The following is a 13962-nucleotide window of genomic DNA, read 5'->3' as shown; positions in this document are numbered from 1 at the left end:
CCTGGATGATTTCAGACCTGCGTTTCGCGTTTCGCCAGCTGATCAAGTCGCCAGGCGCCTCCCTGATCGCGATCCTCGCGCTTGCCCTGGGGATCGGGGCGAACAGCGCGATGTTCAGCATCATCAACGGGCTCTTCCTGCGCCCCCTGCCCTATCCCGACCCGCAACGGCTGGTGGTGCTCCGATCGTCGCTCCCGGAGGGCCAGCTCAACAACGTTCCATTCTCCTGGCCCCGGTTCCTCGTGGTGCGCGAGCACCAACGAGTGTTCAGCGATCTGGCAGTCGCCGCCTTCAACGGCTTCACGCTCACCGGCCGGGGCGACCCGGAGCAGGTCCCCGGAATCATGGCCTCGGCCAACTTTCTTTCCGTTCTGGGGGTACAGCCGGTCCACGGGCGGTCCTTCTCCCCCGAGGAAGATCGGGCGGGTGGGTCCGACGTGGTCATGATCAGCGACAACTTCTGGCAAAGGCACTTCCAGGGCAGCGAGCAGGCTCTGGGCCAGACGCTGACGCTCGACGGCAAGCCCCGCACGATCATCGGCATCCTGCCGCCGGCTCTTTCGCGTTTTCCGTTCAACCAGACGGATGTATGGGCTCCGCGCCCGATGGAAGTGCCTTTTCTCGTGCCGGCGCAGGTGGACAACGGCGCCTTCACGTTCCAGGTGATCGGCCGACTCAAGCCCGGCGTCACGCTGACGCAGGCGCGGGAGAACGTGAGCCTGCTCGCCGGAAGCTACCGGGCCAGGTATCCCAAGAACGTCGACGCCCCTTCCCAGGCGAACGTGGACTTGTTCCTCGAGAGCCTCGTGGGCAACCAGCGCCGGACGCTGGGGGTGCTGTTTGCCGCCGTCGGCTGCGTGCTCCTGATCGCCTGCGCCAACGTCGTCAACCTGCTGCTCGCCCGCTTCACCGCCCGCAGCAAGGAGGTCGCCGTGCGCGTTGCGCTCGGTGCCGGCCGAGGTGGCGTCATCCGGCCCTTCCTCCTGGAAAGTCTTCTGGTGTCCCTGATCGGCGCGGGCCTCGGCCTTCTCCTGGCACATTGGAGTCTCCAGGGATTCCTCCAGGCTGGACAGGGCTTCATCCCGCGCGCGCTCGAGGTCGCGATCGATCCGTCCGTGCTCGCCTTTACCGCGGGCCTCGCGCTGCTCACGGGTCTGGCGACCGGTCTCGTGCCCGCCCTGCGGGCGGCGAATCACGATGTCAACGATGCTCTGAAGGCCTCCCCGCGCGGCTCGACCCGCGGCGTCGCGGAAAGCCGCTTGCGGCAGGGCCTCCTCATCGGTGAGATCGCGCTGTCCCTCGTGCTGCTCGTTTCCGCCAGCCTCCTGCTCACGAGCTTCGCTCGCCTGCAGAACGTCGCCCCCGGGTTCCGGCCGGCCGGGTTGTTCGTCGGCTTTCTCAACGTGCCGCCGACGCGCTACGAGACGAAGCCTGCGCTTGCGAGCTTTTATCGTCAGGTCCTGGAGCGCATGGCGGGACTGCCGGGGGTGCGCGCCGTGGCGCTCAACGACGCTTTGCCGCTGAGCGGCGCAACCCCGCAGGCGCCCGTCGCGGTCGTCGGCCGCGAGCTGCCGCCGCTCAGCGAGCGCTCTCTCGCGCTGCGCCACCTCGTCAGTCCGCGGATGTTCGAGACGCTCGGCATCCGGATGCTGGCCGGACGCGACTTCGACGATCGAGACAGTCCCGAGGCGCCGCACGTCGTGATCCTCAACGCGACGATGGCCCGTCAGTTCTTCGGCGACGAGGATCCGATCGGAAAGCATCTCGTGACCGGCATGGGCCAGATCGAATCGGAAGTGGTGGGCCTCGTTGCCGATAATCATTCGAATGACCTGACGACCCGCCCGGTGGCGGAGTATTTCCTGCCGATCCTGCAACGGCCCGAGAATTTCGCATCTCTGGTTCTGCGGGTGGAGGGCGATCCGGCCGCTGTCACCGGCGCGGTGCGCGGGGCTCTGAAGGAGGTCGACTCGGGGTTGCCGTTGCTGAATCCGCAGACGATGACGGCGCTGATCGCCCAGACGAGCGCGGATCGACGCCTCATCATGGTGCTGCTATCGATCTTCGCCGGCCTGGCGGTGGTGCTCGCCAGCATCGGCCTCTATGGGGTAATGGCGTACATGGTCGGGCAACGAACCGGCGAATTCGGCATCCGGATGGCGCTCGGCGCCGGGCCGGGCGCCATGACGCGGATGGTCGTCCTGCAGGGCCTCAGAGTCGCGGCCGCCGGCATCCTGCTCGGCGCCTTCGCGGCACTCGGCCTGACTCGCCTGTTACAGAGCTTCCTGTTCGACGTCCAGCCGTCCGACCCGCGGATCTACGCCGGCATCTCCGTCCTGATCTGTATCATCGCCCTCTGCGCTTGCTGGATTCCCGCACGACGTGCCGCTCGAATCGATCCCCTCGTCGCCTTGCGGGCGGAATAGGGACCCGCGGGGTCGGCGCAGGACCGCGTCTCTCTCTCCATCAACAAGACCCTGGATAACTCAACGCCGGGCACGACTCACCGATACAGTGCTCGGATTGGACCTTGGAGGGGTCATTCCACGTGCAGGGCGATCATCGGGTCGACAGAGGAGGCGCGACGGGCCGGGAAGAAACAGGCGAGGATGGCGGCGAGGGAGAGAACCAGGATCACCAGGGCGAACACGAGGGGATCGGTCGGCGCGACTTCGAATAGCAGCCCCCTCAGGACGCGGGTGACGGCGACGGCTCCAAGCAATCCGAATCCTGTCCCGAGGAGAGCGAGCTTGAGGCCCTGCGCCAGGACCATCCCCAGGATGTCGCGAGGCCGGGCACCGACGGCGAGGCGCACGCCGAATTCATGGGTTCTCTGACTGACCGCGAGGGCGATGACGCCCCCGATTCCGGTCCCGGCGATGAGGAGCGCCACCAGTGCGAAGATGCCCAGCAGCCGCGCCGTCAGGCTCGGAGCGGCAATCGAGTCGGCACGGACCGTGTCCAACGAACGAATTCTCCCCGCCGGCTGGTTCGGATCCACCTCGTAGAGGCGCTGGACGACGATGCGCGCGATGTCCATCGGGTCGTTCCGCGTCCGCACCACCAGGTTCCCCTGCAGTAGCGGCGATTGGGCGAGCGGAAGGTAGATTCCGTCTCTCCAGGGTTGATTCAGTCCGTTCTCCTTCGTGTCGCCGACGATCCCGACGACGCTCCGCCATGTGCGTCCTTGATTCAAGGAGATCCGCCGCCCCACTGCATCGCCGCCGGGCCAGCGATGCCGCGCCAGGGCCCGGTTGACCACGACCACGCCGGCGGCGTCGGCGCTGTCGCGAAGCTCGAAGGTCCGTCCCTGCACCACCGGAATGTGCAGCGTTTCGAAATAATCCGCGGAGACGACGTGGATGTCGGCGCGCGGCGCCTCGCGGCCCGCTTCCTCGGGCTGTCCTTCGATCTGGAAGGAGCTGGCTTGCACCGATTGGTCGAGCGGCACGGAGAGCGAGACCGCGGCGGAGATCACCTGTGGCTGGGCCTGGACCTTTTCCAGGAGCGATTGGAAGAAATTTCCGCGCTTGGGACCGTCGGTGTATTTCGCGAAGTCGAGATAGATATCCATGGTCAGGACGTTCTCGGGCCGGAAGCCCGGATCCACGCGCTGGAGGTTGAGGAGGGTGCGCAGCATCAGCCCGGCGCCGATCAGGAGCACGAAAGAGACCGCGAACTGCGCGACGATCAGTAGATTCTGTCCCCGGCGTCGCGATGCCCCGAGCGTCGACTGGATGCCGCCCCCTTCCTTCAGGCTGCCGCTCAGATTGCCCCGTCCCGCCAGGGCGGGCGCCGAGCCGGAGACCAGGCTGGTCAGGAAGGCCAGAGCGATGGTGAACAGCAGGATCGGCTCATCCATCCGGATCTCGCTCGCGCGCGCGGTGAAGCGGCCCGCGAGCCGCGTCAGCATCTCCATCATCCCAATCGCCAGAAGCCATCCCACCGCGCCGCCGGCAAGGGAGAGGATGCAGCTCTCGGTCAGGAGCTGGCGGAAAAGCCTGGCCCTTCCCGCGCCCATCGCCGCACGCAAGGCGAGCTCGCGATCCCGGCGCGCCATCCTGGCGAGGTTCAGGTTCGCGACGCTCGCGCAGGCGATGATCAGGACGAAGCCGGCGGCCATCAGCAGGATCAGCATCGTCGGTTTCGCGGCCTGGGTCAGCTGCGTGCGCAACGGCACCGTCCTGGCGGCGGCGTGGGAGCCGGCGGGATAGGAGTCTGGATGCTCGCGCTGCAGGGAGGCGACCACCGTCGTGAGATCCGCCTGGGCCTGCGCGACAGCCGTTCCGGACTTCAGGCGGCCGAAGAGCGCGACCATCCTTCCGTTGCGGTTGGTCACCAGGCTCGGGTTCGAGCGGAACGGGCAGGCGGTCGACGGCATGTAGACGTCGTTCCGATCCGGATATTGCGGAAAGGGGGGCAGGACTCCCACGACGGTGTGAATCTTGTCGTTCATCTTGAAGTCCTTCCCGACGACCGTCGGATCTCCGCCAAAGGAGCGTTGCCAGTACTCGTAGCCGAGCAGGAGCACCGCGGGAGCTCCATCCTTCTCGTCTTCCGACCTGAAGTCGCGCCCGAGCAGCGGTTTCACTCCGAACAGGTCGAAGTAGTTCCAGGAGACGACGCCGGTCTCGACGCGCTCCGGCTCGGCGCGTCCCAGCAGGATGAAGGACATGTTGTGATACTCGACCAGTCCATCCAGGCTTCGGTTCCGGCTCCTGAGGTCCATCATCTCCGGAACGGAGAAGGCGGTCGTCGAGACGCTGCTCGGAGGGGCTTCCTGGCTCAGGACGACGAGGCTCTCGCCGTGGGCGTAAGGGAGCGGCTTGAGGAGCACCGCGTGCACGACGCTGAAGATGGCCGTGGTCGCGCCGATCCCCAACGCCAGCGTGACAATGGAGGCGAGAGTGAATCCAGGGTTCCGGCGCATCATGCGCAGGGCGAAGCCCGCGTCCTGACGAAGTATGGCGAGGTGCTCGCGCGGCGCGGTGGTGAAGATTCCGACGATCGTCTCCCACCAGAGCTTCGCCAGCCCTCCCCCACGTCCCCTTTCGGCATCGGCGTGCTGTTTGTGGAAAACCGCTTCCATCTCGCCACCGAAATCGCCTCGGAACTCGAAAGGGAGGAGGCGCAGGAGCGCGCGGTAGCAGCGCATCGAGAAGCTCGGTCGTTCCTTCATGGGCCGGGTCCGAGGTTCCTTGCGCGTCAGCGGGCCGGCGTGAGAAACGAGCCGGGAGACTTTTCGAACAACGCCTTGTGCTCCTGGGAGCAGAAGTAGTAGGGGCTGTTCTTGTAGACCGACTTCAAGGTTCCCCCAGAGGACGGATCGACCTCCATCTGGCATACGGGGCAGAGAGGATGCTCCGGCGTCGACGCTCGCTGGACGGCGTAGACCTGATTCGATGCGGGATTCTTCCAGCCGTCTCCCAGGTACTCCATCTGATAGGCGGTCTCCGTCGCGACCTGGGTGCCGAAGTAGCGCTCCACGACCCTTAAAGCGAGATCGATGCCCGACGAAAGCCCGCCCGCCGTGGCGAGATTTCCCATCTCGACGTAACGAGCTCCCCGGCGGACCTGGATGTCGGGAAAGCCGGCGGCCAACTCGCTGTAGCTTGAATGATGGGTCGTGGCAGCCTTGCCGGAAAGCAGACCCGTTCTGGCGAGAAGGAAAGCTCCGGTGCAGACCGACATCGTCACGTCAGCGGTCTTGGACGACTTACGAATCCAGCTCAGCATCGCCTCGCTGCGCCCTCCCTGGGCCGGAATGACGATGACCTTGGGCGCCGGGGCGTTCTGCAGCGAATAGTCGGGAACGATCTTCAGCCCGTTGCTGGCCCGGATCGGCTGCGTCGATTCGGCGACGGTGTAGAGCTGAAACGGGGGGTCCTTCCTTCCCGCGATGTAGGTGTCCTGGAAGACCTCCCATGGCCCCGCGAAATCGATGACCTGGGCTCCTTCGGAAAGAAGGATGGCGACGGGAATGCTCCCCTCGCCCGGCGCCTTGAGCGGATTCGGTTTGTCCAGCGCCGCCCCTGCGGCGGAGGCTGCGGGTGCCGGAGCCTTCGTGGTCGCAGCGGAAGCCCAGGCGAAAACGCCGAGACCGACCATCCCGAAGAGTGCGAGTAACGTGATCCATCGCGTACGTTTGACCATTGCCTGCACCATTTGAGCTTTCCTCTCTGCTGTCCTTTGTATCCGGTTCACACCACGGAATGGTTCGAGGCGAGCGCGGTTCCATCATCATCGGCCCGTACCGTCCGGCACGTCATGCGGGTCGGAACCTCCCCAGCAGCCGGCGGGAACGGGCATGGGCCACCAGCCGATCCAGCCTCTCGGCTTCGCTCGCGGCCGCCTCGCGCCCCTGGGGGGTGAGGCGATAGGTGCGCCTGCGCTCGTCGTCCTCGGGCGCGGCCGGGCGGGAGCGCCTCTCGATGATCAAGCCGTCCGAGAGAAGCCGCTTCAGGATTCCGTAGAGCGTCCCCGTGGAGAGTTTCACCACCCCGCCGGTCTGCCGCTCGACCTCCTTGAGGATCGCGTAACCGTGGAGATCCTCACCGGCCAGCGCCAGAAGGACGTGAAACGTCGCGGGAGACAGCGCCGCACTCGGGGTTTTGGCTCTGGTCATCCGTCCTCCTCGGAAATGAGTCGGGCGCAACTATATCGTTAGTCGCCATAGTGTCAAGTAAAAAATCTTGTAGTTCTCCCCGAGACGCGACGCCTGCCGCCGCGCGCTTCAAGAGAAAGGCGCGCAGCATTCGGAAACCATGCGGGGTCGAGTATTCCGAGGTAGGCTACGATCTGATCCAGGGGCTTTTCGCGGCCGGGCAATGCATGACTCTTCTCCCTGGAGTCGTTGGTATGAGCAATCCCTCATCCGAGCCATTCGAGATTCCGATCGACGGAACTCTCGACCTGCACACCTTCGACCCGCGAGAAGTTCGGGAGCTCGTCCCTCACTATCTCCATGCCTGCCGTGAGCAGGGAATCCTCGAGGTCCGAATCATTCATGGCAAGGGGACAGGAGCGCTTCGCCGCACCGTCCACGCCTTGCTGGAGCGCCTGCCGGAGGTGGAATCGTTCCGTCTCGCGTCCGGGGACCGCGGGAGTTGGGGGGCGACCCTGGTGTTTCTCCGCCCGGCGTCCTGAGTTACGCGGCTCCTCCGGGAGGTCGAGAGTTGGCTGCGGAGGGCTCGACTCCCGCTCCCGCGACCCCGCCTTCCCCCCTGACGGGACCTCTGATCACGGCCGCGGCCTGCGCCGAGACGCCGATGCCGGTCTGCGCCTTCACTGGATTTACTTCCATGAAGCGCCGGATCCTCTCCAGGTTCGCTAACCCATCGGGAAGCTGGTAGATTAGAACCCCGGCGCAATCTAAGAATGTCAAACGACAGTGAGGGATTCAACCTGCGGTCGCATTCTGTCGCCCTGATGGTGGCTCTTGCCCTGAGCGGCCCTCTCATCGACGCTCAGACGCCCGCGCCCGCAGAGCCGCTCACGCTCGAAGCCGCATTCGCCCGCGCGCTGACGGCGAATCAGACGATCGCCGCCGCACGCTTGAGCCAGGCCGTCAACCAGGCCGGAGTGGGCGTCGCGCGCGAGCTTCCGAATCCGGAAGGGCGGATCGAGTACACGAAGGAGACGCCCAAGGAAGCGTACACCCTGGCCCTTCCGGTCGAGCTGGGCGGCAAGCGACGCAAGCGCGTCGCCATCGGTGAGGCCACGGTCCGCACCGGCGAAGCCGAGCTCAACCGCACCATTCTCGATATCCGCGGCCAGGTCCGCCACGCCTATTTCAACCAGCTGATCGCCGAGGCGCGCGTCAAGCTGCTCGATGAGCTGCAGCAGTTCGCCACGCGCGCCCATGAAGCGGCCCAGCAGCGCTTTGATGCCGGCAGCGCGCCACGCCTGGAGGTGCTCCAGGCTCAGCTCGCGCTGGCGCAGGCCGAGAACGAAGCCACCGTCGCTCGAGCCTCCGCTCACGCCGCTTCGGTCGAGCTCAACGCCCTGCTGGGCTTTCCTCTCGATTCCACCGCCGTGCTCGTGACGACGCCCGACAGCGCGGGGACCGTGGCCGTGGAGGTCGCGACGGCGCAGGCGCAGGCGTCCAATGCCGAGCTTGCGGTTCTCGATCGGCAAATCGAAGAAGCGAGCGCCCGGATCGCGCTCGCGCGGGCGATGCGGGTGCCCGACGTCACGCCCGAAGCCGCCCTCACCCGGGATGCCGAGCCGGAGTTCGACACAGGATGGCGGGCCGCGGTGAGCTTCACGCTGCCGCTGTTCACCACTCACGTCTCAGGCGTGCGAGTCGCGGAGGCGACGTTGGAGCAGCTCAGGACTCAACGGGATGCCACCCTCGCGCGCATCACGGGGGAGGTCTCCTCCGCGGTGGCGCTGGCGGAAGCCCAGCGCCAGGCATACCTGCGCTACCGGGATCAGGTCTTGCCACAGGCGCAGGAGGTCGAAAGCATGGCGGAGGACTCCTACCGCCTCGGACAGACAGGCATCGCGGCCCTCCTGCAGGCGCTCCAGGCCTCCCGCGACGCGCGGCTCCAGGGCCTGCTGGCGGCGTCGAGCTATCAAGACGCGATTACCGAGGTCGAGCATGCGATTGGTGCGCCCATCCCATGACGCCTCAGTCTCGCAGGCGGGCGTGGCGCCCCATTCTGGTCATTCCCGTCTCTCTGGCGCTGCTGATTGCCGCATGCGGCGGCTCGTCTCCGAGCGATGAGGAGGGTACCCCCGCGGAAGTGCCGACCATTCTCGCCGAGGTTTCGAAAGTCACCCGACAAACGATCTCCGAGGAGCTGGCCGCGCGGGGGGCCATCGCCGCGCTGCCGAACGGTGATGCGAAGGTCAGCTCGCTTGTCCCCGGTCGAGTCATCGCCGTCCTGTTCGCCGAAGGGGATTCCATTCGCGAGGGACAGGTCATCGCCAGGCTCGATCCCGGTCCGCTGGAGGACCAGCGGCGCCAGGCAGCCGCCGCCGTCGCGCAGGCCAAGGCGGCCCTCGAAGCCGCCCAGGCGAACATGCAGCGCAGTCAGATGCTCTTCGAGAAAGGTGTGGCCGCCGCCAGGGAGGCCGAGGACGCAAAGAAGGAGCTGGCCGCAGCGCAGAGCGGGCTCGAGGAGGCCACGGCCGCCCTCGACACGGCCAAGCGCCAGGTGGGACGCGCGGAGGTACGCTCCCCGATCTCCGGCCAGGTGGTCAAGCGCATGGTCAGCGGAGGCGAGCAGGTCGACGGGACGGCAGCGCAGCCGATCCTGGAGATAGCCAACCTTGACCAGGTCGAGCTCGAGGCCAACGTGCCGTCGGGCTCCTTGTCCCGCGTTCGAGTCGGCCAGGCGGCCTCGGTGTCCAGTGACGGATCTCCCGGCAGGACGTTCGAAGGCTCCGTCGTCGCCATCGCGCCCGCCGTGGATCCGGGGACGAACGCCGCGCTGGTCCGGATCCGAATCGCGAACAGCGACCACCTGCTGAAGGTCGGCATGTTCGCGGAGGCGCGCGTGCAGCTCTCGACGCACGCCGGCGCCCTCGTCGTCCCTCCCTCGGCCGTGGTGCGAGGCCAGGATGGAACCGCCGCCGTGTATGTCGTCAACGGCGACCTCGCTCAGCGAACGGAAGTGAAAGTCGGCCTCGAGAAACCGGACGGGGACGAAATCCTGTCCGGCGTCGAGGAGGGCCAGACCGTATTGTCCTCATCGGTCTACGGTCTTGGAGACAAGGCCAAGCTGGCGCACCGCGGATCGGAGAAGTCTGACTCCGAGGGATCGAAGCCGAGAAAATGACCTGAGGACCGGCACGTTGAACATCGCACGCTTCGCCGCCCGTAACGCTCGAGCGATAGTTTTCGGCGTGGTCCTCGTCACCCTCGCCGGTCTCTATTCCATCACCGCGTTGCCGAGCGGCATCTACCCCGAAGTCGAGTTCCCACGCATTGCCATCATCGCGCAATCCGGCGATCTTTCCCCGCGCATCATGCTCATCGCCGTCACCCGGCCGCTCGAGGAGGCGGCACGTGGCGTCCTGGGCGTCCGCCGGGTGCGATCGCGAACGATCCGCGGCGCGACGGAGATCTCGGCGATCTTCAATTCCGACGCCGACATGAGGTACGCCCTGCAGCTGATGCAGGCCCAGATCGACGAAGAACGGCAGGCGCTCCCGACCGGGACCCAGATACGCGTGGAGCGCATGACGCCCTCGCTCTTCCCGATGATGACTTTCAACGTGACGGGCGATCTGCCGGCGGCCGACCTGCGCGATATCGCGATGTTCCAGATTCGGCCGCTGCTGACGCGGGTTTCGGGCGTTGCACGCGTCGACGTCCAGGCAACCGACGAGCGAGAGATTTCGGTGATTGTCGACCCCGACAAGCTCAGCGCGGCGAAGCTGTCGCTCGACCAGGTTTCCGAGGCGTTGAGGAACACCAACCAGGTCACGTCGGTCGGGCGGCTGCCGAAGGACTTCCAGCAGTATCTCGTTCTCTCGACCAGTGAGATCACCACGGTCGAGGACGTGCGCCACGTGGTCGTGGCGTATCGCGACCAGACACCGATCTACGTGGGCGACCTGGCCGACGTCAGGGAAGGGGTGGTCGATCGGACGACTCTGATCACGGGCAATGGCCGGCCCGCGAGCATCCTCAGCGTCGCGCGCCAAATCGGCGGCAACATCATCGCGATCGCCGACAGCGTCGAGCAGACGCTACGCGACCACGCCGCCTCGCTCCCCTCCGCAGTCCGCATCTCGAAGGTGTACGACCTCGCCGGATTCGTCCGCGACGCGGTCTGGAGCGTGACCGAGGCCATCGTCATCGGCGGCCTGCTCGCCGTGGTCGTCCTCCTGGCCTTTCTTCACGATTGGCGCGCAACGCTCGTCGCCGCGACGACCCTTCCCCTGGCGATCGCGGGCACCTTCTTCATCCTCCATCTGGCCGGCGGCACCATCAACCTGATGTCGATGGGCGGCCTCGCCATCGCGATCGGACTGGTGATCGATGACGCGATTGTGGTGGTGGAAAGCATTCACCGGCATCTGGCGGCGGGCGAAACCTCCGAGGTCGCCGCCGAGCGCGGGACCAACGAGCTCGTGGGTGCCGTCATCGGCTCGACCTTGACCACCGTCGTCGTCTTCGTTCCGCTGGGAATGCTGCAAGGCATGGTCGGAGAATTCTTCGCCTCATTGTCGCTGACGCTGTCGGGAGCGGTCCTTCTCTCGCTGGTGTATGCGCTGCTGCTCATTCCCGTTCCGGCCGCCCGCTTTCTGAAGGCGCAGCGGAGCGATGGCCGGTCGCTCGGCCGGCTGGCTGGCTGGTATGAGTCATCGATGAGGCGCGTGCTCGAGAGACCGCGGTGGGTCATCGCGGTCACGCTGGGCGTTGCCGCCCTGGGCGGGCTGTTCTATTTCGGGCTCCAGACCGGCTTCCTGCCGGAGATGGACGAAGGCGGGTACGTCATCGACTACTGGACCCCGCCCGGCACCTCGCTCCAGGAATCGGACCGGATGGTGCGAGGCATCGAAGCCATCGTCAAGGCCACTCCGGAGGTCTCGGGATTCAACCGGCGGACGGGCGCCGAAATGGGACTCTTCGCGACCGAACAGAACCGCGGCGACGTCCTCGTGAGGCTCAAGCCGCGGTCGGCACGCTCGAGAGATGTCGACGAGATCATCTCGGAACAGCGCGAGCGCTTCGACCGGGAAGCGCCCGGGATGACCATCGAGTTCGTTCAGATCCTGCAGGACATGCTGGGCGATCTCGAGGGGCAGCCGGAGCCGGTGGAAGTCAAGCTTTTCGGCGACGACCTGAAGACCCTGGAAGAGCTGGCGGCGCGGATCGAGGCGAAGATGAAGCGCATCCCGGGGCTCGTCGACCTCGTGGTCCCACAGCGTGGGAATCCCGAGCTCGAGGTACGAATCGATCCCACGGCGACGGCAAGGGCCCATTTGACGGCCGAGGAGGTGTCGAAGCAGCTCGCCGGAGGTCTGCTCGGCGAGGTGGCGACGGAGGTGCGCCGGGGCGACCGGCTGATCGACCTCCGCGTCCGGTTTCCCGATGTCCGTCGGTTCGACCCTATATGGGTTCGTGAATACCCGCTCGTCACGCCGGACGGCGCCACCGTTCCCGTCTCGGCGGTCGCGGAAATCGCGTCCGTCGAAGGCGCGTCGGCGCTCCACCGCGAAGACTTGAAGCAGATGATCCCGATCACCGGGCGGCTCGAGAACCGCGACATGGGGAGTGTCGTCGCCGACGTTCAGAAGCTGCTCCGGGCGGAGAAGTTTCCGATCGGCTGCACGTATGCCGTGGGTGGGCAATATGAAAGCCAGCAGGATTCCTTCCGATCGCTCATGCTCGTTCTCTCGATCGCCGTGCTGCTGGTATTCGGCCTGCTCGTGGCGCAGTTCCGCCGGCTCACGGCGGCGATCGTCATCCTGTCGGCGGCGCCGCTCTCGCTCGTGGGCGCGTTCGGCCTGCTGATTGCCACCGGGACGCCGCTCAACCTCTCGTCGTTCATGGGCCTGATTCTGCTCATCGGCCTCATCGTCAAGAACGGCATCATCCTGATCGACTATGCCGATCGTCTCGAAGCGGAGGGTCTCGAGAGGCGGGAAGCGCTGATCCGCGCCGGGGGCATCCGGCTCAGGCCCATCCTCATGACCACGCTCTGCACGCTCTTCGGGCTGCTGCCTCTGGCGCTGGGTCTCGGGTCCGGAGCGGAGCTGCAGAAGCCCCTGGCGATCGCGGTCATCGGGGGCCTGTCGGTTTCCACCTTCATCACCCTGGCCTTCGTGCCGACGCTCCTCTCGATCCTGCCGCCCACGAAACGGTCACCTGAAGGAAGTCTTCTCGCTGCCCCGTTGGATTGACGGCACGGTGCTGGCGCGATCATTCCCCGGCGGATGGGGGGTATTCGTCGCGAAGGATCAGGACCTGACCATGCTCGGGGAGGCCGATCACGACGCTCCGGCTGTCCGGATCGAAAGCCGCGGTGTGGGCATCGGGACCTGTTTTCATCTTGCCGAGGAGCGAGAGCCGGCCGGAGGAGGAAACGCCAAGAATCGACAGATCGCCGCTGTCTCCCCCCGGCACGTAGAGATGCCCGAGGGACGCGGCGTACCGGATGCTGTCGATCCCGGAACCCGCCACAAGAGCCGACAAGGATTTTCCGCTGGCTGCGTCCAGCACCACCGACTTCCCCTCCTCGCATCCCACGAAAAGCCACCCCTTCTTCTCGTCCAGCGCGATGCCGCGGGAACCCTGGCATCCGTTGCTCCACGTGGCGGCGATGGAGCGCGCCTTCAAATCGATCGCATAGCTTGTCGCCTTCCAGGTGTGCGTGTAGCCCCGCATGCGCCGGGCATCCAGGACGAGAGATTCCGGGCCGCCAGGAATCGAAACCCGCCCAGCCGACCTCGCCGTGCGCCCGCCGGCGCCGAGCGTGAGGATCTCGATCTGCTCCTTCCCGGGCTCCGTGACCCAAAGCTCGTGAGACGACCCGAGGCATCGCACATAATCGGGGCCACCGAGGAGCGGCACCGAGGCGATGATCTTCCGAGCGTCGGGATCGACGATCTTCACGCTTCCCGTTCCTCGATCGCTGGCGTAGAGGAGACCCCCTTGCTCGCAGGCAGACGTCGCTCCGTCGCCATGTCCGCCGCCATAGCTCTCTTTGGAGGAAAAACCGTCGATGGAGGTGACTTCCCGGGTGGAGGGGGAGATCAGGAAGAGCTTTCCGGTCCGGCCTCCAGGGACCAGGAACTTCTTCAGCGTTTCGGAAAACTGGAGATCGTCGAACCCGATTCCCGCCTCTCCTCCCGGAAGCTGCACCCGCTCCACGGACTCCTTGGGCAAAGCAGCTGCCTGTCCAAGCGGCAGGGAAGTCCCCGCACAACCGGATAGAATCCCCAGGACAATCAATTCACGGATCGGCTGCTTCACCCGCGGCATCTCCGCCTGTATTTGGGGAC

The 13962-nt window shown here is 66.1% G+C and carries 9 protein-coding genes; 5 read left to right on the top strand and 4 right to left on the bottom strand.

The window, feature by feature from the left end:
* Positions 1-5 precede the first annotated feature (5 nt).
* On the top strand, positions 6-2426 hold the full coding sequence (locus VFW45_06640) for an ABC transporter permease (protein HEU5180449.1): 2421 nt from the start codon (positions 6-8) through the stop codon (positions 2424-2426).
* A 113-nt stretch (positions 2427-2539) separates the two neighbouring features.
* Here the strand turns inward: VFW45_06640 and VFW45_06635 are convergent, their stop codons facing one another.
* The 3 genes from VFW45_06635 to VFW45_06625 all read right to left on the bottom strand — a co-directional run bounded on the left by VFW45_06635 (position 2540) and on the right by VFW45_06625 (position 6625).
* Entirely contained in the window at positions 2540-5179 is a 2640-nt protein-coding gene (locus VFW45_06635; protein ID HEU5180448.1) for an ABC transporter permease, read from the bottom strand.
* A gap of 26 nt (positions 5180-5205) precedes the next feature.
* Positions 5206-6153 carry a DJ-1/PfpI family protein gene (locus VFW45_06630; protein HEU5180447.1) on the bottom strand — a complete coding sequence of 316 codons (948 nt, stop codon included), beginning with the start codon at positions 6151-6153 and terminating at the stop codon, positions 5206-5208.
* Positions 6154-6265: 112 nt separating this feature from the next.
* Entirely contained in the window at positions 6266-6625 is a 360-nt protein-coding gene (locus VFW45_06625; protein ID HEU5180446.1) for a PadR family transcriptional regulator, read from the bottom strand.
* 233 nt (positions 6626-6858) lie between these two features.
* Here VFW45_06625 and VFW45_06620 point away from each other — a divergent pair, with 233 nt between their 5' ends.
* From VFW45_06620 to VFW45_06605, 4 genes are all read left to right on the top strand, one after another.
* Complete coding sequence (locus VFW45_06620; GenBank protein HEU5180445.1) at positions 6859-7146, top strand: Smr/MutS family protein; 288 nt, start codon at positions 6859-6861, stop codon at positions 7144-7146.
* 231 nt (positions 7147-7377) lie between these two features.
* Positions 7378-8628 carry a TolC family protein gene (locus VFW45_06615; protein ID HEU5180444.1) on the top strand — a complete coding sequence of 417 codons (1251 nt, stop codon included), beginning with the start codon at positions 7378-7380 and terminating at the stop codon, positions 8626-8628.
* On the top strand, positions 8625-9785 hold the full coding sequence (locus VFW45_06610; GenBank protein ID HEU5180443.1) for an efflux RND transporter periplasmic adaptor subunit: 1161 nt from the start codon (positions 8625-8627) through the stop codon (positions 9783-9785). Before VFW45_06615 ends, VFW45_06610 begins: the two co-directional genes overlap by 4 nt.
* A gap of 16 nt (positions 9786-9801) precedes the next feature.
* Complete coding sequence (locus VFW45_06605) at positions 9802-12861, top strand: efflux RND transporter permease subunit (GenBank protein HEU5180442.1); 3060 nt, start codon at positions 9802-9804, stop codon at positions 12859-12861.
* Positions 12862-12880: 19 nt separating this feature from the next.
* Here the strand turns inward: VFW45_06605 and VFW45_06600 are convergent.
* Positions 12881-13962 (bottom strand): hypothetical protein (locus VFW45_06600; protein ID HEU5180441.1); only part of this gene is annotated, 1082 nt, incomplete at its 5' end.

It is taken from the genome of Candidatus Polarisedimenticolia bacterium (assembly GCA_035764505.1).
In the GTDB taxonomy this organism is placed as follows: domain Bacteria; phylum Acidobacteriota; class Polarisedimenticolia; order Gp22-AA2; family AA152; genus AA152.
Note: the sequence above shows the minus strand (reverse complement) of the source record. Positions and strands in the feature narration are given on the sequence as shown.